Origin of the sequence: Rhodanobacter sp. DHB23 (assembly GCF_014842975.1) — a bacterium.
Lineage (GTDB): Bacteria > Pseudomonadota > Gammaproteobacteria > Xanthomonadales > Rhodanobacteraceae > Rhodanobacter_A.
Genome location: NZ_JACYXK010000026.1, coordinates 281,077 through 299,898, shown reverse-complemented (window position 1 = coordinate 299,898; position 18,822 = coordinate 281,077). Strand labels below are relative to the sequence as shown.

General features: G+C 65.1%; 14 protein-coding genes. 2 read left to right on the top strand and 12 right to left on the bottom strand.

Annotated features, from left to right (window positions below; all coding sequences use genetic code 11):
• Positions 1-35: 35 nt before the first annotated feature.
• The 6 genes from IHE47_RS09765 to IHE47_RS09740 all read right to left on the bottom strand — a co-directional run bounded on the left by IHE47_RS09765 (position 36) and on the right by IHE47_RS09740 (position 7,793).
• Positions 36-479 carry a pilin gene (locus IHE47_RS09765; RefSeq protein ID WP_192105704.1) on the bottom strand — a complete coding sequence of 148 codons (444 nt, stop codon included), beginning with the start codon at positions 477-479 and terminating at the stop codon, positions 36-38.
• Between the two features lie 337 nt (positions 480-816).
• Positions 817-1,269: a pilin gene (locus IHE47_RS09760; protein ID WP_192105703.1), complete on the bottom strand. Its 453-nt coding sequence runs from the start codon at positions 1,267-1,269 to the stop codon at positions 817-819.
• Positions 1,270-1,437: 168 nt separating this feature from the next.
• The gene (gene tfpZ, locus IHE47_RS09755; RefSeq protein ID WP_192105702.1) at positions 1,438-2,181 is read right to left on the bottom strand and encodes a TfpX/TfpZ family type IV pilin accessory protein; all 744 of its coding nucleotides are present in this window, start codon (positions 2,179-2,181) and stop codon (positions 1,438-1,440) included.
• 381 nt (positions 2,182-2,562) lie between these two features.
• The gene (locus IHE47_RS09750; protein WP_192105701.1) at positions 2,563-4,377 is read right to left on the bottom strand and encodes a tetratricopeptide repeat protein; all 1,815 of its coding nucleotides are present in this window, start codon (positions 4,375-4,377) and stop codon (positions 2,563-2,565) included.
• Positions 4,378-4,497: 120 nt separating this feature from the next.
• On the bottom strand, positions 4,498-6,309 hold the full coding sequence (locus IHE47_RS09745; RefSeq protein ID WP_192105700.1) for a tetratricopeptide repeat protein: 1,812 nt from the start codon (positions 6,307-6,309) through the stop codon (positions 4,498-4,500).
• A 128-nt stretch (positions 6,310-6,437) separates the two neighbouring features.
• Complete coding sequence (locus tag IHE47_RS09740) at positions 6,438-7,793, bottom strand: hypothetical protein (RefSeq protein WP_192105699.1); 1,356 nt, start codon at positions 7,791-7,793, stop codon at positions 6,438-6,440.
• Between the two features lie 165 nt (positions 7,794-7,958).
• Here IHE47_RS09740 and IHE47_RS09735 point away from each other — a divergent pair, with 165 nt between their 5' ends.
• Entirely contained in the window at positions 7,959-10,097 is a 2,139-nt protein-coding gene (locus tag IHE47_RS09735; RefSeq protein ID WP_192105698.1) for a S9 family peptidase, read from the top strand.
• A 94-nt stretch (positions 10,098-10,191) separates the two neighbouring features.
• On the opposite strand, the gene IHE47_RS09730 is transcribed toward IHE47_RS09735, so the two are convergent.
• Positions 10,192-11,205, bottom strand: a complete 1,014-nt coding sequence (locus IHE47_RS09730) for a magnesium and cobalt transport protein CorA (protein WP_192105697.1) — start codon at positions 11,203-11,205, stop codon at positions 10,192-10,194.
• A gap of 112 nt (positions 11,206-11,317) precedes the next feature.
• Between IHE47_RS09730 and IHE47_RS09725 the strand changes: the two genes are divergently transcribed.
• Positions 11,318-13,300: an acyltransferase family protein gene (locus tag IHE47_RS09725; RefSeq protein ID WP_192105696.1), complete on the top strand. Its 1,983-nt coding sequence runs from the start codon at positions 11,318-11,320 to the stop codon at positions 13,298-13,300.
• 25 nt (positions 13,301-13,325) lie between these two features.
• Here the strand turns inward: IHE47_RS09725 and IHE47_RS09720 are convergent, their stop codons facing one another.
• The 5 genes from IHE47_RS09720 to IHE47_RS09700 all read right to left on the bottom strand — a co-directional run bounded on the left by IHE47_RS09720 (position 13,326) and on the right by IHE47_RS09700 (position 18,793).
• On the bottom strand, positions 13,326-14,534 hold the full coding sequence (locus IHE47_RS09720) for a DUF4105 domain-containing protein (protein ID WP_192105695.1): 1,209 nt from the start codon (positions 14,532-14,534) through the stop codon (positions 13,326-13,328).
• A 176-nt stretch (positions 14,535-14,710) separates the two neighbouring features.
• Positions 14,711-15,556: a transporter associated domain-containing protein gene (locus tag IHE47_RS09715; protein ID WP_192105694.1), complete on the bottom strand. Its 846-nt coding sequence runs from the start codon at positions 15,554-15,556 to the stop codon at positions 14,711-14,713.
• Between the two features lie 352 nt (positions 15,557-15,908).
• The gene (locus IHE47_RS09710) at positions 15,909-17,195 is read right to left on the bottom strand and encodes a hypothetical protein (protein ID WP_225561734.1); all 1,287 of its coding nucleotides are present in this window, start codon (positions 17,193-17,195) and stop codon (positions 15,909-15,911) included.
• Between the two features lie 35 nt (positions 17,196-17,230).
• Positions 17,231-17,743 carry an rRNA maturation RNase YbeY gene (gene ybeY, locus IHE47_RS09705; protein ID WP_192105693.1) on the bottom strand — a complete coding sequence of 171 codons (513 nt, stop codon included), beginning with the start codon at positions 17,741-17,743 and terminating at the stop codon, positions 17,231-17,233.
• A 27-nt stretch (positions 17,744-17,770) separates the two neighbouring features.
• The gene (locus IHE47_RS09700) at positions 17,771-18,793 is read right to left on the bottom strand and encodes a PhoH family protein (RefSeq protein ID WP_192105692.1); all 1,023 of its coding nucleotides are present in this window, start codon (positions 18,791-18,793) and stop codon (positions 17,771-17,773) included.
• Positions 18,794-18,822: the final 29 nt, after the last annotated feature.

Below are 18,822 nucleotides of genomic sequence, written 5' to 3'. Positions count from 1 at the left end.
CGAGGCGGCCCTTCCGGAGAGTATAGCGATGGAGCTTAGCTGTGGCAGGACGACGGCAGGTACTTGGCAGGAACCGTCGGTGCATGAGCCGAGCTCTGGCAGGTCCAGTTCGTGGAACCGCCGTTGTCGATCGGGGACAGCACGAAGGTTTCCCCGGACACTTTGGTGTTCACGCTCGGGCCATCCATGTCTGCGGTGATCACGCCGCTCGCGACGGTGATCGAGCCCACGTACTTGCCGCTGATAGAACCTGCCGTCGGCAGGCCCGCCGACTGATTGTTTGTCGGGAAATTGCCATGGTTTGCAAAGAACTCGGACACGGCAGTCTTGGCGCCATCACTGAGCACGGCGCCCTCGGACACCTGCGAACGGATCAGGTAGTCCTGGTAGGCCGGGATGGCGATGGCGGCGAGGATGGCGATGATCGCCACGACGATCATCAGTTCGATCAGGGTGAAGCCTTTCTGCATGTTCTTCATGGTGGTTCCTCTGTTTGGTTAGCTAACCGTGCGATGCCCCCTGAGCCCCCACCCCGATTCCCCCTAGGCAGGATCGGATCCACGCTGGCAGTCGATGACGACCAGGAAGCTCATGGCAGATTCAAGCAGCTTGCATGCCACGTCTTCTGCAGGTCTATTGCCGCATGAACATGGGTTCAGTGATTGTGCCGACGATCACGAAAGTCCACAAGGTCTGCCACGGGCTGCGATCTCGGGTGGTGATGGCGCCGGGTGGGAGATCTTGCGACTCGCCATTCAAGGGCAGGAAGTGACGTTGGCGGTCAGGCTGCCTGGCCGAATTGGCGCACCACCTGGCCTACTTGCGGCAGACCGTGGGCAGGTACTTGGCAGGCACCATGGTGGCTGGCTGCGATGTGGGGGCGCAGGTCCAGTTGATGGAGCCGCCACCGTCGCTGGGCGACAGCATGACGGTATCGCCAGCGATCTTGGTGTTCGCCGAGGGGCCGTCGAGCGTGGCGGTGATCAGGCCATTGCTGATGCTGACTCCGCCCACGTACTTGCCGCTGATCGACGCACTCACGGGCAGGCCGGCGGACTGGTTGTCCGGCGGGAACCGCCCCGTCGTGGAGAAGAAGTCCCACACGGAGGCCTTGGCGCCATCTGCCAGGGTGATGCCTTCGCTGACCTGGGCACGTATCAGGTAGTCCTGGTAGGCGGGAATGGCGATCGCGGCGAGGATGGCAATGATGGCCACGACGATCATCAACTCGATCAAGGTGAAACCGGCGGAACGGTGCTGGTGCGGCATGGTGTGGATCCCCCTGTGGATTCCCGGGACAGGCACGTTCCGTACCAAGCGTTGGGGCCAGGGCTGCATGCTCCTGTTGCCAAGGGCTGGGAAGGCCGGCCATACTCGAAAGTGCGATGCGGGTCACGGAGCCATGGCGGTCGCCCGCATGCTGTGCGATTGCATCGGCTACCAGGAGTTGAGCGCCAGAACCTCCAGGGGCTTTTTTGTTCGTGGCGACAGGATGACCGTGAAATCCTTGTCGCCGCGTTGCAGCGGGAGCGCCAGCAGCGGATCCGCCCCGATTTTCGCCTGAAGCCTTTCGAGCCGTCGGCGCTGATCCGCCGTGGCCTTGTCGAGCTGGCCCAGGGTCCTGGCGTGGCGCATGAATCTTCCGGTGACGTGATCGTAAGGTACGTAGTATCGGGGCAGCCGGTCGATGTCCTTGCCCCCCTCGATTACGTGCAATGCAAGCGTGCCTGCCTCGTTTCCACTCGGTGGAATGGCGCCCACCAGCAACGGGCCGGTCCACGAGAGTGAACGGAAGGCCGGTTGCCTGGCCTGTGCCAGGTCGGCATCGCTGATTTCGTCGGCGGACACCAGGATGAAGCGGTCCGATTCGGCGACGACAAAGACAGGGCGTGTGGTCGCAATGGCATGGATGCCATAGCCGAATGCCAGGGCCTGCAGCGTGGCGATGATGGCGAGATCCAGCTTGAGCAGCCTTTTTGGCTTGCGCGGGTTGGCCGCGAGCAAGGTCAGCAATGGGCCGATGCAGACGTCCACCCCCATCAGCACCAGCATCAGCCGGCTGGCGCCTGCGGCGATGAAATAGGGTTGGGGGAACCACAGGAAATACAGGACGGCGCCGGTGACCGTGCCGAGGGCGAGACTGATTGCCAGATGGGTTGCTGCGGCTTTCCAGCGTGACACGGGGTGGCTCCGTCTGAAGGGATATCGAAATGACGCGGTCGAACGTGCTGCAGTCTTTCCTGTCATCTCACGCTAGCTGTCCAGGATATTTCGCCAGTGGTCTTCTCCCCTCTCCCTCCGGGAGAGGGGCTGGGGGTGAGGGTTCGGACTAGCCTCGACATTCCGCGCCGCCCGAACCCTCTCTCGCCTGTCGGCACCCTCTTCCTCGCTCCTCAAAGCAGGGCCATCCTTGGCCCCTCCCCGCGTCCGAGGGGAGAGGGATTCACCCGTGCGGATCTACGCGAATTCAAGTCGCCAGGCTTCGTTGATCGAGGCGAAAGCCGGCGGTGACTGGAGTCCGCGAACCGGGACATCGAAGATTCCGGACACCAGTGTGCCATCTCATCGCTTTGCCGGAGCCTGGGCCGGCCTTCGTGCCGATTTAAGGCCCGAGGCGACGGCAGCATCAAGCATCGCGCTCAGCCGGGTTCGCTCCTCTGGCGTCAATGCCGATGCGGCTATCGCAGGCTGGCCCTCGGCAAGAGCCTCGGCCTGCTTTCCCTGCAATGCCAGCGCCATGGCCAACCACAGTTGTGGCTGCGGATCGTATGGGGCCATAACTTTTGCGACGCGAAGCACTTGCACGGCGTCGTCCAGCTGGCCTTGCATGATAAGTACACGGCCCGTGGCAAGCAGGTACAGGTGATACAGGTCCTTGTCGTAAGTCAGCTTCCTGGAATGCCGCACGATTTCCAGCGCAGCTGATGCCCGCGCCGGGTCCTGCTCCGCTATGGCCAGGATGGCGGCGTTCAGCATGCAGTTGACGCAATCCAGCTGCTGGGATTGCACGCGATCAATCAAGGTGCGTGCCTGCGGGTAGTCCCTGGCGTCGATGTAGGCGCTGAGCAGGTTGTTCATCGCGTCAACGGATCTCGGGTTCTCCACGAGGACCCAGCGCCAGAGGTTCATGTTGTTCGCCCAAAGGGGCAGGGTGGCGCGGATGTTGGCGACGGCGAAGGCCAGCCAGAACAGCAGGACCACGCCCAGCAGCTGCGCGGCAAGTTTCCTGGCGCCGCCGCCATCGGGCAGGTGTGGCCGAATGCGCGGAAGCAGGATACAGGCGATGGCCAGTGCGGTCATCGCGTAGCGCTCGTGGTAAAGGCTGGGATCGAAGTCCATCGAGGCGACGTGCAGCACCGGTAGCAGCGCGGCCGTCACGGCGAGCACCATGACGCCAAGTGCGGAACGGCGTCGCAGCGCGAGGATGAGGCCTGCCAGGATCATGCCGGTGGAGGCCAGGTCGGTCAGTACGGAGGGGAGGTTGGCGGCGTTGAACCGGGCGGTGTCGACCAGATGGATTGGATTCATGCCGGACATCGGCCACGCCAGGGTCCGCCAGTAGTGCAGGTAGAGGAAACAGACTTCCTGCAGGCGCGCGAATGCGGAGGATGTGGTGGGCGGGAACGGATTGACGATACTGCCAAGCGCCCAGTGCCGCAGCACCAGATAGGCGATGCCGGCCAGGAGGATGGCGGCATAGGTCGGCCAGTTGCGGTTCAACAGGTGGCGGATCGATGCGCGCGGTGTCGTCCCGCTTCTCGGAGGCAGATGGAGCCAGTCGAAGGCGACCACGATCAGGGGCAGCGATACCGCCGATTCCTTGGTGCATGCGGCAAGGAAGAACAGCAAGGCAAGTACCGCGGCCCGAGCGAGGCTGTTCCGGATACTGAGGCTGGCCAGCAGGCTCAGCAGGGTGAACATCGTCACCAGCAACTCGAACTGGCATCCGATCCAGGCGACCGGTTCGATCAGGACGGGGTGCAAGCCATAAAGCAGCATGACGACGCCGAGCAGGCATAGCCGCTTCGGCCTGCTTGTCCATGCATCTGCATGGCGCCAGGCAAGTACGCCCACCAGCAGGGTATTGGCCAGGTGCAGGCACAGCGAGACGGCGTGCATCGGCCCCGGCATGGTGTTGAACAGCCGGACCTGCAGGGTGAAGAACCCGACCACCAGCGGACGGAAATAATTCGTCCAGCCATTGAAGTCACGGAAGATGAAGTGCTTCCAGTAGTCACCTTCGCGCAGCCAGTTGCGGTCGTGGAAATCGGTCCAGTCGATCCAGACGAAGTTGGCATGCACGACGGGCCAATAGACGAGGGCCACCACGAGGATGACTGCCGATGCGACGACCCAGGTCAGTTTGTTGCTGTACATCATGTGGCTCGTGATGGTTGGTTGTGCGTGGTGCGTGCAGGTGTGCATGCCGACAAAGATCGATGCTTGCACAAGGTGAGGTTGACGATGTATCGATCAGTCACGGCTCAGCGTGGTGGTTCATTTTGCAGGCGGCGGCGAGCCTGTGGAGTCGGTCTCTTCCTGCAACACATGGGCGAGTATCGTCTGTGCCCCACGACGGTCACTTGGAGCAAGCAGCTGCTTGGCGACTGTCCCTTCCGCGATGGCCTGGTCTTTTTTTCCTTGTTGTGCGAGTGCCACAGCAAGCCAAACCCGCGCTAGGGGTTCGATCGGATCCAGATTGACCGCAGATCTGAGAACCATTTCCGCGTCATTGAAGTGGCCCTGTTGAATCAGCATCTGACCTGTCAGGACGAGATAAATCTGGAGCAATTCTTTGTTGGTCGCGAGCCCTGGGATGTTTTTCACGACTTCAAGCGCCTTGGCGGCACGCTCCGGCGCGTGTTCGGCAAGGGCGAGGGTCGCCGCATTCAACATGCAATAGTCGCAGGACACGTGCCCGGATTGCAGCTGGTCGACCAGTGCGTTGCCGTCCGCATAATCGTTGGCGTCGATATAGGCGCTCAGCAGGTTGCTCTTGGCGCCGATGGATGTCGGGTACGTGGCCGCGGCCCAGCGCCACAGGTTGATGTTGTTCGCCCACAACGGAAGCGTGGTCCGTATGTTGAACACGGCGACGAGCAGCCAGAAGGCCCCAACCGCGACAAGCAGCGGGCGCCCAAGTCGCGGCAGGCGCACGGGGGCGGGCTTTTGCATCAGCAGCCTGGGCAGCAGGGCGAAGGCGACCGCCAGTCCCGTCATGACATAGCGTTCGTGATAGAGGCTGCTGTCGAAGTTCGTCGAGGCGATGTGCAGCACGGGCAACAAGGTCACGGTCACGATCATGATGATCGCGCCAAGCACCGAGGCCTTGCGCAGGGTGGAATGGAGGCCAAACGCGACGATGCAGATCGCGGCCGCATCGGTCAGCAGCGCCGCCGCCGATGCCGCGCCGAACATCGACGCGTCGACAGGATGGATCGGGCCCATGCCCGACATCGGCCAGAACACGGTTCGCCAATAGTGCAGGTACAGGAAGCAGACTTCCTGCAGCCTGGCGAACACGGAAGCGGTGTGGCCGGAGAAAGGGTTGGTGGTCTGGCCAAGGGCCCAGTGGCGGAAGCCCAGATAGGCGATGCCGGCTGCGAGCATCGCCGCATATGTTGGCCACTGCCGCTTGAGCAGCAGGCGCACGGCATCGCTCGTGGGCAGGTTGTCGTCGCCGGCCTGGCGATCGCCGAATGCCAGCAGCCAATCGAGGACGACCACGACCAGTGGGAACGCGATCGCCGACTCCTTGGAGCATGCCGCCAGGAAGAACAGCACAGCAAGAATGGCCGCACGCAGCGCGCGTCGCATGTGTGTGGTGCAGACAAGCAGCCCGCACAGGGTCAGCAAGGTGACGACCTGGTCGAACTGGCAGCCTATCCATGCCACGGACTCGACCAGCACCGGGTGCAGGCCGTAGAAAAGCATGACGCAGGCCGGCAGCCACGCTGGCCCGCGTGCATCGGTCCGCGGCATCAGTCGCCATGACAGGATGCCCACCAGCAGCGTGTCGACCAGGTGCAATGCCAAGGATACAGCATGCATGGGGCCGGGGGCGGTATCGAACAGGCGCACCTGCAGGGTGAAGAGCCCGACCACCAGCGGCCGGAAATAGTTCGTCCAGTAGTTGAAGCCGCGCAGGACGTAGTGCTTCCATTCGTCGCCCTGGCTCAGCCATGCGTGTTGCTGGAAGTCGATCAGGTCGTCCCAGATGAACTGGGCATGCAAGACGGGCCAGTAGACGATGGCCACGACGAGAATCACGGCGGTCGCGGCAATCCAGGTCAATTTGTTGCTGGGCATCTTGCTTCCATGGCGGTTGGTTTGGTGGAACGGTCGTCTTTCTTCATGTGCTGCTCTCGCCATTTCGACCATGCGCGCCATTCCAGGGGGATCGAGGGGAGATAGGCATGTGATGGTGTTGCCGACGATCAGGGCATGAAGCGCAAATCGAGGACGCCAAGCGCGAAGTATTGGGCGACTGCCACCCAGATGGCGAGGGTGGCGCGTTCGGCGCCGTCACTTTCCTGCTGGCGCAATGCGAGCCACAAGGCCATGGGTACAAGCGCATAGCGAACTTCGATCAGGGTCGATGCGGCAAGATAGAAGCACGCGACGGGATACAGCAGGAAGCCCTGGGGAGAGGCAAAGCGCGTCCCCGCCAGGCCGCAGGCGGCGATGGTCGCGACCAGTCCGAAGAGGCACGACGCCCATTTCTCCTGCGTGACCAAGACAAGCAGGTCGTTGTGCAGGAAGTACGGTATGCCTATGAAATTCAGGCGACTACTGACCGTGAAGCAGAGCGTGTAGCAGGCGATCGTCGCCAGAGGGAGCAGCAGCCAGCGGGAGTCGGCACGCGCCAGCGCCAGAAACCGCCGCAGGCCACCCAGCAATTGCAACGGCAGGAACACGCCTGCCATGCACAGGAGGAAGAATGGGTTCCCCAGGTGGAAGCTTGCGTCAGGATGCGTCCTGGCTTGCACGCTTTCGAAGACAATGGTGCCGTTCCAGGCCCAGTACGCCAGGAAGAGTGCCATCACGACGAGATAAGGCCAGATGGCTTGTCCCAGGTCCTGCATGACCCGCATCGGCCTCCAATGCGCCTTGGCCAGGATGGGCCACAGCGCATACGCGGCAAGGAAGGCGGCCCACACCACGTTGTTTTGCCGCACCATCATTGCGGCAACCAGTGCCAGTGCGGCCAGTACGTGTCGGTGGCGCAAGGTCGCCGCGAGCGCGGCAAGCACCAGGGCCACCGACAACACGTCGGTGTAGACCAGGAAGACGTAGGGGTAGAGAAGCGGAAAGAACAGGAACTGGGCGACCGCCCGTCCCTGATGCGCCTGGTACTGCGCAAGTCGCGCCAGATAAAAGAAGAGGCCGCCGAGTAGGCCGAAACACACGTCGATCGTCCTCATCCCGGCCAATGAATGGCTGCCCGATAGCCACATCAGGCCAGCCACCAGCAGGTGGTAGCCCGGGATGTTGGTCAAGTCCTGGGTGACGGAATGCAGCTGGCCTTGCATGAATCGCGACACCTGCCAGACATGGACCGCCTCGTCGACGATCAGCGTCGACTGGCTGCGCGCGCGCAGCAAGGCTTGCATCCACAGGAGGCCAAGCAGCAGCCAGCCGGCAATCAATCCGTAGCGCCGGACCGCTTTTCCTTGCGTGGGCGATGGAAGTGAAGCCTGACCCTGAAACTGCATGCCGTCCCCTTCAACACTTGCGACAGTCCCCGTGATGTCGACATCCCCGGACGCCTGGCGAGTGGCCAGCGCGGCCATCTCCGGGAGAACTTGATGCCCACGCCACGGATGAAGGGCGTCGTGGCTCAGGCTTCCAAAGGATCGGGCAAGGCGTCGTCCTTGGCATTATAGGGGGCACGCTTGCTTGCCTTGCCGGTCCAATCCACTAACCTTCCGGTCTGCCAACCATCCTGGGGAGCCATCATGAAAAACACCTTGACCGCCGCGCTGCTGCTGGCGCTGGCGACTTCGCCCGTGCTGGCGGCGGATACCGATACCGTGGCGCCGGTGGATACCGCGATCACCGTGGATCACGCGCCGCATCCGTTCAACGTGCGCGACCTGGTGATGATGCAGCGGGTGAGCGACCCGCAATTGTCGGCGGACGGACGCTATGCGGCGTTTGGCGTGCGCAGCACGGATTACGCGGCGAACAAGGGCGTCAACGCCCTCGCGGTGCTGGACCTGTCGCACGACGGCAAGCCGGTGACGGTGCTGGACAAGGGCGCCTCCTCGCCGCGCTGGTCGGCGGATGGCAAGAGCCTTTACTACGTGGCATCGGCCGCCGGCGTGGCGCAACTGTGGCGCCTGGATTTCACGGCGGGCAAGGATGGCCTGGATCTCGCCGGGCACGAGGCGCCAGTGCAGGTGAGCCACGGCGTGCTGGACGTGCAGGCATACAAGCTGGCGCCGGACGGCAAGAGCGTGCTGCTTTCCTACGCGGTGTTCACCGATTGCGGCACGCTGGCCTGCACCAGGCAGATGCAGGACCGGCGCGCGGCGGACAAGGCCAGCGGCACGATCTACAAGAAGCTGTTCGTGCGACATTGGGATACCTGGGCCGACGGCACGCGCAACCAGCTCTACCTCGGCCGCTTCGATGCAAAGGGCCAGCTGCCGGCGGAACCGACCCTGCTTTCGCGCGGCATCGACGGCGACATCCCCAGCAAGCCTTTCGGCGACGACAGCGAGTTCGCGTTCTCGCCCGACGGCAGGACGGTGTACTTCGACGTGCGCATCGCCGGCAACAGCGAACCGTGGTCCACCAACTTCGATATCTACAAGGTGCCGGCCGACGGTTCCGCGGCGCCGGTGAACCTCACTGCCGCGAACAAGGCCTGGGATGCCTATCCGGTGCCCTCGCCGGACGGCAGGACGCTGTACTACCTCGCGATGAAGGTGCCGGCCTTCGAGGCGGACCGCTTCGGCATCATGGCGCTGGACCTGGCCACGGGCGCGACGCACGAGGTCGATCCGCAGTGGGACCGCTCGCCGGGCGGCATGGGCATTTCCGCCGATGGCAGGACGCTGTACGTCACCGCCGACGACAACGGCCAGCATCCGCTGTTCGCGGTGGACGCGGCCAGCGGCAAGGTGCGCCAGGTGGTGGGCGACGGCGAGGTGGACGGCTATTCGCTGGCCGGTTCGCGCCTGTTGCTGGCGCGCAACGACCTGAAGCGCCCCACCGACCTCTATACCGTGGACGCCGACGGCAAGGGCCTCAGGCAGGTCACCCGTTACAACGCCGCGATGCTCGCGAACGCGCACGAGGGCGACTTCGAGTTCTTCACCTTCAAGGGCTGGAACGACGAAACCGTGCAGGGCTACGTGGTGAAGCCGGCGGACTACCAGCCGGGCAGGAAGTATCCGGTGGCCTTCATCATCCACGGCGGCCCGCAGGGCGCGATGACCAACAGCTGGAGCTACCGCTGGAATCCGCAGACCTATGCGGGGCAGGGCTTCGCGGTGGTCACCATCAACTTCCACGGTTCCACCGGCTATGGCCAGAAGTTCACGGACTCCATTTCAGGCGACTGGGGCGGCAAGCCGCTGCAGGACCTGAAGCTCGGTTGGCAGGCCGCGCTGGACAAGTACGGCTTCCTCGACGGCAATCGTGCCTGCGCGCTGGGCGCGAGTTACGGCGGCTACATGACCTACTGGATCGCCGGCGTGTGGAACCAGCCGTGGAAGTGCCTGGTCGACCACGACGGCGTGTTCGACGCGCGCATGATGTACTACGCCACCGAGGAACTGTGGTTCGAGGAGCACGAGAACGGCGGCCCGCAGTTCGAGGTGCCGGCCAACTACGAGAAGTTCAACCCGCTCGACCACGTCAGGGACTGGCGCGTGCCGATGCTGGTGGTGCACAGCGGCGACGACTTCCGCATCCCGATCACCCAGGGCCTGGGCGCGTTCACCGCGATGCAACGCCGTGGCATCCCCAGCGAGTTCCTCACCTTCCCGGACGAGAACCACTGGGTATTGAAGCCGCACAACAGCGTGCTGTGGCACGACACGGTGAACGCGTGGCTGAAGCAGTGGACGGCTGAATCCAGGCAATGAAGCTGTGCCGGTAGGAGCGCACCCTGTGCGCGATGGCTCCGGTGCTTGATCGAAGCAAGAGCCATCGCGCACGGGGTGCGCCCCTACCGGAGCATTACAGCCATTTCGCCCGCTTCAGGCCGATGTAGATGCCGCCCACCAGGCAGGCCACCACGCCGATGATGAGCGGGTAGCTCCAGGGCTTGTCGAGTTCGGGCATGTGCTGGAAGTTCATGCCGTACCAGCTGGTGACGAGGGTGGGCGCGGCGAGCATCGCGGCCCAGCCGGCGAGCTTCTTCATCACCTCGTTCTGGCCGAAGGTGACCAGCGAGAGGTTCACGCTGATTGCCGCGGAAAGCATCTCGCGCATCGCATTGATGGAGTCATTCACCCGCGTCACATGATCGTGTACGTCGCGGAAGTACACGCGAAGTTCGTCGGGGATGAGCTGCGGATGCAGGCGCACGAGTTGGCTGATCACGTCCTGCAGCGGCGACACGGCAAGGCGCAGCGTCATCAGGTCGCGCTGCATGTCGTACAGCCGGCGCACGGTGTCGCGGTTGAAGCTCTCGGCGAAGATGTCCTGCTCCAGCTCCTGCAGCTCTTCGCGGAAATCGCGCACGATCGGCAGCAGGTTGTCCACGATGAAGTCCAGCACGCTGTACAGGCCGTAGCTCGGCCCCAGCGCCAGCAGTTCCGGGATGTGTTCGCAACTGCGGCGGGCCGGCGCGTAGGACAGCGAGGCGCCGTGGCGCACGGTGATCAGGTAGCGCGGGCCGAGGAAGATGTGCGTCTCGCCGAACGCGATGTGGCCGCCGGTGAGCTGGGCGGTCTGCACCACGATGAACAGCGAGTCGCCGTAGGCCTCGATCTTGGTGCGCTGGTGCGCGGCCTGCGCATCCTCGATGGCGAGGTCGTGCAGGTTGAACTCCTCCTGCAGCTTCAGCAGCAACGTCTCGTCCGGTTCGTGCAGTCCCACCCACACGAAGGTGTCGGGTTCCTCGAGTACCTCGCTGATCGCATCGATGTCCACGTCGCCGATGCGTCGCCCGGTGCTGCGATAGGCGACGCAGTTGACCACCATCGAGGTGCTGGTGGATGCGCTAGCGGCAGGTGCCGTCGGGTTCATGCAGGCATGATGCCGCGCAAGCCGTGACGCGGCAACGCCGTGAGGCGTGGATCCGTGCCAGCCTGTACCATCCGCCGGGTTTGCATTCGTGATGAAACAGGGGCGCTGAGCGATGAAGGGGCACGATTACCGGCTGGGTTACCGTGCCGATCTCGAGGGACTGCGTGCCGTGGCCATCCTGCTGGTGGTCGCCGTGCATGCCGGCGTGCCCTGGTTGCGCGGTGGCTTTGTCGGCGTGGACGTGTTCTTCGTGCTGTCCGGGTTCCTCATCACCGGGCTGCTGGTGAAGGAGGCATCTGCCGCCGGGCGGCTCTCCTTCACGGAGTTCTACGTGCGCCGGCTGCGCCGCCTCTTGCCGGCACTGCTGGCGATGCTGCTGGTCGTCGGCGTGCTGGCCTCGCTGGTGCTGGCGCCGGCGGAACAGCGCGGACAGTCGTCCGCGGCAGCGATGGCGGCGTTGTGGTTGAGCAACATTCATTTCGCATTCGCCCGACTGGATTATTTTTCGGCGGGGACCGAGACGAACCTGTTCCTGCACACGTGGTCGCTGGGCGTGGAGGAGCAGTTCTACCTGGTCTGGCCGATGCTGCTGGTGTGGTTGCTGGGTCGCGATGGCGCGCGTGGCGTGGCCCGGTTGAAGGCCGGCATGTTCGTCGTCGCGACCGCCAGCCTCGCGGCATGCGTGTGGCTGACCTACAAGGCGCCGCAGCTGGCGTTCTACATGATGCCCATGCGCGCCTGGCAGTTCGCCGCTGGCGCGCTGGTCTGGTTGTATTTCAAGGTGCCCGGTGCGGCCGGTGCCGCGCCGTGCAAGAGTCGCTGCGCCGGGATGTTGCAGGTTGCCGGATGGACTGGGCTGGCCATGATCGCATTGGCAGCGGTGTGGTTCAGTGCGGACATTCCATATCCCGGTGGCTATGCCTTGCTGCCCACGCTGGGCGCCGCGGGTGTCGTCGCCGCGGGATGCCTGGCCGTGGAACCGGCCGGGGTATCGCGGTTGTTGTCGTGGCGGCCCTTGCAGTGGATCGGCGGCGTTTCTTATTCGTGGTACCTGTGGCACTGGCCGATCCTGCTGCTCGGCCATGCGATCACGGGCTCTGACGCATCGTCGTACCGCGCTGCGTGGGTGCTGCTGTCGCTGCTGCTTGCCTACGCTTCCTGCCGCTGCATCGAGGCACCCGTCCGCAACCGGCAGGAATGGCTGGCGCGTCCGCGCATGGCGATCTTCGCGGCGCTGGCGCTGATGCTGGTGGCCAACAGCCTGTGCGTGCGCTGGAACAATCGCGCCGACGAGCGGGCGAAGTCGCCCGGCATGCAGCGTTATGCCATGGCGCACGGCGATGCGCCGGTGATCTATGGCATGGGATGCGACGATTGGTACCAGAGTGACCGGGTACGCATCTGTGCCTTCGGTCCAGCTGACGCCGTGCATACGGCAGTGCTGCTGGGCGACAGCCACGCCGGCCAGTGGTTCCCAGCCGTCGCCAAGGTGTTCGATCGGCCGGGCTGGCGCTTGCTGGTGCTTACCAAGTCGTCCTGTCCGATGGTGGACGGGCCATTCTTCTATGCGCGCATTGGCAAGCAATACACCGTGTGCACGACATGGCGTGCACATGCCCTGGCGCAGATCGCCGGGATCAAGCCCGATGTGGTGCTGCTCGGATCGACGGATACGAGCGGCTTCTCGAAAGAACAATGGATAACCGGCACGACGAAGGTCCTGGACGTGCTCCATCCGGCGGTGGGCCGCATCTGGCTGCTGCGCGACACGCCCAGCCTGCCGTTCGACGGGCCGGACTGCCTGGCGGAACATGCAGGGCGTCCGGCGTGGCTGGGTTTGCAGCATGCCTGCAGTGCCCCGATGGACGATGCTCGCGCGGATCAGGTGTACCGGTGGCTGGGCGAGGCGGCGAACCGCTTCGCCAATGTCGGCATGTTGGACATGGATTCCCGGATATGCCCGGGCAATGTGTGCTCCGCGGAACGCGACGGCCTGGTGGTGTTTCGCGACAACCAGCATCTGACCGGCAGCTTCGCGGCCTCGCTGGGGCCGGCCATGGCCGAGAAACTGGGTGTAGGTGCGCTGCGACCGTAGAGCGGCCTGGGCAGCGGGACCGCAGTTACGGCCGTGCCGTGGCCGGACGCCGCAAGCTCCACGCCAAGGCCAGCCAAACTGGCAAGGCGAGCAGTATCCATGGCTGGTTCTGCTGCACGGTGCCAGGCAGCAGGTGCAGCAGCACGGCGACGAGCGCCGCGAGCAGTTGCAGCACCAGCACGGCGTTGGCGTAGCGCGTGGGGGCGATGCCGCGGCGCATGCGCCACAGCGCGGGCAGCACGAGGAAGGCGAGCGGGCTGAACAACAGCAGGTTGGCGTTGGCCCAGGCGGAGTGGTGGCTGGTGAGCGTCCACAGCGCGAGCAGCACGAGGCCGACGAGGCCGGCGGCGACGAGGTAGAGCGTGCCGAGCAGCGCGTGGATCGTCGGCTGGCGACGGGCGGTCAGTGCAAGCGCGGCGGCGAAGACCAGGCCGGCCAGGCCAAGCGGCATGCGCAGGTCGGGTGCCTGTGCCGGCGGCACCGCGACATGGTTGGGCGAGAGCAGTCGTTCGTCCTGCACCAGCGGCTGCGAGCCGCCGTGGCCATCGGGCACGCGGATGCCGCGCAGGTTGTCCTGCAGTTCGTAGGGCAGGAAGCTTTCCTGCCATGCGTCGAGCGGGTGGTCGGCGTAGGGGCCGAGGCCGAGGTCGAGCAGCAGCATCAGCCAGGGTTGCGCGCTCATCAGGCGGTCGGTCTGCTGGCGGTAGCTCATGCCGCCGGCCTGCGTGGCGAGGCGCGCCTTGATGACGCCGCCCAGCGCCTTGTCCAGCGCATCGCGCACGCGGGTGGTGCAGTTGTCGGCGTAGTAGTCGTAGTTGTAGCCGGCGTTTTCGGGGCGCAGGTTCCAGAGCAGGAAGTCGCGCAGCGCGGCGGCCTGTTCCGGTGCCAGCGCAAGGCGCTGGCGGGTGATCGAGCGGCCGACCTGCACGTAGTAGCTTTCTTCGTCGTCGGTGGGCTCGGCATCCATCAGGTAATGCATGCGGCCGCGCGCGAAGTTGAGGAAGAAGTTCTTCTCGTTGAAGTCGAACACGCCGTAGTTGAAGTTCACCGCCTCGCCGCTGACGGTATCGCGCAGTTCCAGCGCGTCGTGGCCGAAGCGCTCCCAGTAGACGTCGCCGGGGCCGTAGGTGACCAGCGAGACTTCCAGGTTCGCGCCGGGGGCGTTGGCGACGCCGGCGTGGGCCGGTGCGATGGCCAGCAGGAAGAGGGCAAGCAGCAGGGCGAAAATGCGCATGGATTCCGGACTTTTCTCTTCCAGGGCACAGGGGCAATACGCCGAACTTATCAATGACGTCATTCCCGCGAAAGCGGGAATCCATCGACAGGCTTGCCGCAGATCAATATGGATGCCCGCTTTCGCGGGCATGACGTCTCCAGAGATGGTTCAAGTTGCCGGCAGCGATAAAGCCGTCAGGCTTCGCGACGGGTGACGCGGAACTGCTGCACGCGGCGGTCGTCGGCTTCGGTGACGTGGAACAGGAACTCGCCTGCGCCGGCTTCCTCGCCCACTTCGGGCAGGTGGCCGAACTCGGCGGTGATCAGGCCGCCGATGGTGTCGAATTCCTCGTCGGGGAAGCTCGCGCCCACTTCCTCGTTGAAGTCCTCGATCGGCGTGAGCGCGCTGACCAGCCACGAGCCGTCGGCCTGGGCGTGGATCTGCGCGGGCTCTTCCGCGTCGTCGTGCTCGTCGTCGATCTCGCCGACGATCTGTTCCAGCACGTCCTCGATGGTGATCAGGCCGGCCACGCCGCCGTATTCGTCCACCACCATCGCCAAGTGGTTGCGGCTGCGGCGGAACTCGGCCAGCAGCACGTTGAGGCGCATCGACTCGGGGATCAGCACCGCGGGGCGCAGGATGGCGCGGATGTCGAAATCGGCGCCGTTGCCGAAGAACTTCAGCAGGTCCTTGGCCAGCAGCACGCCGAGGATCTCGTCCTTGTCCTCGCCGTGTACGGGGAAGCGCGAATGGCCTGATTCGACCACGGCGGAGAGGATGTCCGAAAGCGGGGCGTCGGCGGCGATCATCACGATCTGCACGCGCGGCACCATCACGTCGTCCACGGTGAGCTCGGTGACCTTGAGCGCGCCTTCCAGCATGGGCAGGGTGTCGGCGCTGAGCAGGCCGTTGACCTGGGCGGTGCGCAGTTCGTCGATCAGTTCCGCGCGGTTGCGCGGTTCGCCGGAAAACAGGTGGCCCAGTCGATCCCACCATTTGCGATGGGCCGGGCCGCTGGTACTGCCGGGGTCGTCGTTCATTACTCGGGTTGCAACTGCCCGGATGCGGGCGGAAACGCCAGTCTAGCGGAAAAAACGTGACAATTCAGGAACAAGGCCATGCGGATGCGGCGCCGGAACGAGGCGGCAAGCGCAGTGGATGGCTTGCGAACGGACCCGTGTCCGCTGGTCGGGAGGTTCCCGCACTGGCTGTTCCTGGGGCTGATTCCTGCCGGGGGGGGCCGTCTGGCAGTCCCGCGCCAGCCGGTGCACGGCAGCTTGTTTCATGGATGAGGCTGTCTGCGCGGTGCGGGCCATGGGCGATCGTGGACAGGCTCTTGCAGGAGGGCTGCCAGCAGGAGTCGCAAACGCATCGCCGGACCGCCCCGGGGATTCACGGCGTGTTTTCCGCGCGGGCGATCGGCCGTCCGGTAAAGGGATTCCACGCCTTGGCCGCGAGCGCCGTCCAGGCCGTCGCGCCCAGGTGCGGCAGGTGGTAGTAGAAGAAATCGGCATGGGTCGAGTTGGGGCCGATCGCGAAATCGGTGCCGATGCGCGCCTGCGGCGTGGCGTAGAGCATGCCGTCGTCGGCGCGTTGCGCAGCCAGCAGTTGCCACAGGCTGTCGGGTACCGTCCTGCCGCTGGCCTGCATGGCGGCGGCGACCTGCGCGGTGCCTTCGGTCCAGATGCCATCGGGGTGGCGCCGGTAACCGTAGCCGTCGCCGCTGCGATGCTCTGCGTCGACCCAGTGCCAGACCTGGTTCCATGCCGCGGGATGCGGCTGGAAGGCGAGCAGCGGCCACACCTGCGCATCCAGTCCGGACTTGTCGCGCGAAAGCGTCCGGCCGTCGCCGAGCGTGCCGACCAGGAAACGATGTTGCGTGTCGTCCCACATCGCGTCGACGAAGCCGGCGGCCAGTCGGGCCTGTTGGGTCAGCGTGCTCTGGATTTGCGCATTGCCGCCGCTCTCGCGCGCCGCCCAGGTGGCCGCCGCGTGGATGTCGATGTTGTGCTCGGTGGCTTTCCAGTGTTGTGCCTGCTGGGCGTTGTCGTAGCCGAACAGGCCGCCTTCGTAGGCAGGCGGTGCCGAGTCGTTGCGGGCATGTGCCTGGATCCAGTGCAGCTGCGCCACGGCGGCATCCAGGTAGCGACGGTCGTGCGTGCTGTCGTGGACGGTCAGCAGCAGCAAGGCGGCCCAGGCGACATTGCCGGTGGCCGTGCCCACCTGGTACGGATCCTGGCTCCAGTAATCGCCCTGGCTTTGCCAATAGCCGGGTAGCTCGATCCTGTCGCCCTGGACCGCGCCGCTGCGATAGGCATTGCGCAACCGGCCATCCTTGAAGCCGGGATCATGCGCGGCGGCCAGCAGCAGCGCATCGGCAATGCGCCGTGCCTGGCCCGGTTCACCGCAAGCGGTGAGGGCGATGCCGGCGAGTGCGTTGTCGTAGACGAAGGCCACGCCGGCGAGTGCGCGCGACGTGCCGCCGTCCTGCGCCACGGCGGGATAACTCGGCAGCAGCATGGGCCCGTCGCCAGGCACTGCCGCTGCAGCAGTGTGCAAGGCCTGGCAGCTGCTGTTCGCCAGCTGTTGCTGGCGGCTGTCCGCCGCGTGGCCTGGCGTGGTGGCGAGCATCGTGGAAAACAGTGCGACGCCGGCAGCGAAGTGTGTTCGCGCGAACATGCCGATCATTCTCCGTATTTTCGCCGGGCAGACGTCTAGCCGTCGCGTTCGGCCGCGTAAGGGTCGGCGATACCGAGCCTGGCAAGGATGCGTCTTTCCAGCGCCTCCATCACCTCGGCTTCGCCATCTTCGATATGGTCGTAGCCCAGCAGGTGCAACACGCCGTGCACGGTGAGGTGGGCCCAGTGGTCACGCTCCCGCTTGCCTTGTTCGGCGGCTTCGCGCGCCACCACGGGGGCGCAGATCACCATGTCGCCGATCAGCGGCAGCCTCAGTCCGGGCGGAAGGTCGGCCTCGAAGGAGAGCACGTTGGTGGCGTAGTCCTTGCCGCGGTAGTCGCGGTTGAGCGCGCGGCCCTCGTCGGCGTCGACGATGCGGATGGAAAGCTCGGTCGCCTTGCGCCGCTTCGCGCCGTGCAATGCGGCTTCCACCCAGCGGCGGAAGCTCGCGGGCGAGGGAAGGCCGGCGCGCGGCACCGCGTAGCCCACGTGGACGAGCGCGGGATTCGGGATACGGGATTCGGGATACGGAAGGGCGGGGCGAGGCATGGTGGGTATCCGTGACTGCGATGGAACTCAAGGTGCCGGTTTCGGCTTTTCCCGAATCCCGTATCCCGTATCCCGAATCTCGGCCTCATCCTCGAAGGCCTCGTAGGCGCGCACGATCTTCGCCACCAGCGGGTGGCGCACCACGTCGCGCGAGGTGAAGAAGGTGAAGCTGATGCCGTCGACGCCGCGCAGCACTTCCACTGCATGGCGCAGGCCGGAGCGCACGTTGCGCGGCAGGTCGACCTGGCTGACGTCGCCGGTGATCACCGCCACCGAGCCGAAGCCGATGCGGGTGAGGAACATCTTCATCTGCTCGACGGTGGTGTTCTGCGCCTCGTCGAGGATCACGTAGGAGTCGTTGAGCGTGCGACCGCGCATGTATGCCAGCGGGGCGATCTCGATCACGTTGCGCTCGATCAGCTTGGCGACCTTCTCGAAGCCGAGCATCTCGTACAGCGCGTCGTACAGCGGGCGCAGGTAGGGATCGACCTTCTGGCTGAGGTCGCCGGGCAGGAAGCCCAGCTTCTCGCCGGCCTCGACGGCGGGGCGCACCAGCAGCAGGCGCTGCACGCGGTTCGCTTCCAGCGCCTCCACCGCGCTGGCGACGGCGAGGTAGGTCTTGCCGGTGCCGGCCGGGCCTACGCCGAAGTTGATGTCGTGGCGCGCGATGGCGTGCAGGTAGCGCGCCTGGTTCGCGCCGCGGCCCTTGATCACGCCGCGCTTCACCTTGATGGCAACTTCCTGCGCGCCTTCGCCCGCGTCGCCGTTGAGCGCATCCACGCCGGATTCGGCCAGGTGCAGGTTGATCTTCGCACCGTTCAAGGTCTCGTTTTCGGTGACGGCATAGAGTGCGCGCAGCACCTTCTCGGCGCTGCGCGCGGCGGCTTCCTCGCCGATCGCCTTGAACAGGTTGCCGCGATGGTCGATCTCCACACCCAGGCGCAGCTCGATCTGGCGCAGGTGCTCGTCGAACGGCCCGCACAGGCTGGCGAGCCGGGCGTTGTCTTCCGGATCGAGGGCGAAGTCGCGTTCGTGGAGGCCGTTGGTCATGGGGCTGGCGTCATGCGTGTTGGCTTCTT

Bases quoted from the DNA above. Each gene is read 5' to 3' on its own strand.
- IHE47_RS09740 (WP_192105699.1), bottom strand. From the start codon at position 7,793: ATGGCCGCGCTGGCCACTCGCCAGGCGTCCGGGGATGTCGACATCACG.
- IHE47_RS09750 (WP_192105701.1), bottom strand. From the start codon at position 4,377: ATGTACAGCAACAAACTGACCTGGGTCGTCGCATCGGCAGTCATCCTC.
- IHE47_RS09735 (WP_192105698.1), top strand. From the start codon at position 7,959: ATGAAAAACACCTTGACCGCCGCGCTGCTGCTGGCGCTGGCGACTTCG.
- IHE47_RS09760 (WP_192105703.1), bottom strand. From the start codon at position 1,269: ATGCCGCACCAGCACCGTTCCGCCGGTTTCACCTTGATCGAGTTGATG.
- IHE47_RS09725 (WP_192105696.1), top strand. From the start codon at position 11,318: ATGAAGGGGCACGATTACCGGCTGGGTTACCGTGCCGATCTCGAGGGA.
- IHE47_RS09710 (WP_225561734.1), bottom strand. From the start codon at position 17,195: ATGTTCGCGCGAACACACTTCGCTGCCGGCGTCGCACTGTTTTCCACG.
- IHE47_RS09765 (WP_192105704.1), bottom strand. From the start codon at position 479: ATGAAGAACATGCAGAAAGGCTTCACCCTGATCGAACTGATGATCGTC.
- ybeY (WP_192105693.1), bottom strand. From the start codon at position 17,743: ATGCCTCGCCCCGCCCTTCCGTATCCCGAATCCCGTATCCCGAATCCC.
- IHE47_RS09700 (WP_192105692.1), bottom strand. From the start codon at position 18,793: ATGACCAACGGCCTCCACGAACGCGACTTCGCCCTCGATCCGGAAGAC.
- IHE47_RS09745 (WP_192105700.1), bottom strand. From the start codon at position 6,309: ATGCCCAGCAACAAATTGACCTGGATTGCCGCGACCGCCGTGATTCTC.
- IHE47_RS09715 (WP_192105694.1), bottom strand. From the start codon at position 15,556: ATGAACGACGACCCCGGCAGTACCAGCGGCCCGGCCCATCGCAAATGG.
- IHE47_RS09730 (WP_192105697.1), bottom strand. From the start codon at position 11,205: ATGAACCCGACGGCACCTGCCGCTAGCGCATCCACCAGCACCTCGATG.
- IHE47_RS09720 (WP_192105695.1), bottom strand. From the start codon at position 14,534: ATGCGCATTTTCGCCCTGCTGCTTGCCCTCTTCCTGCTGGCCATCGCA.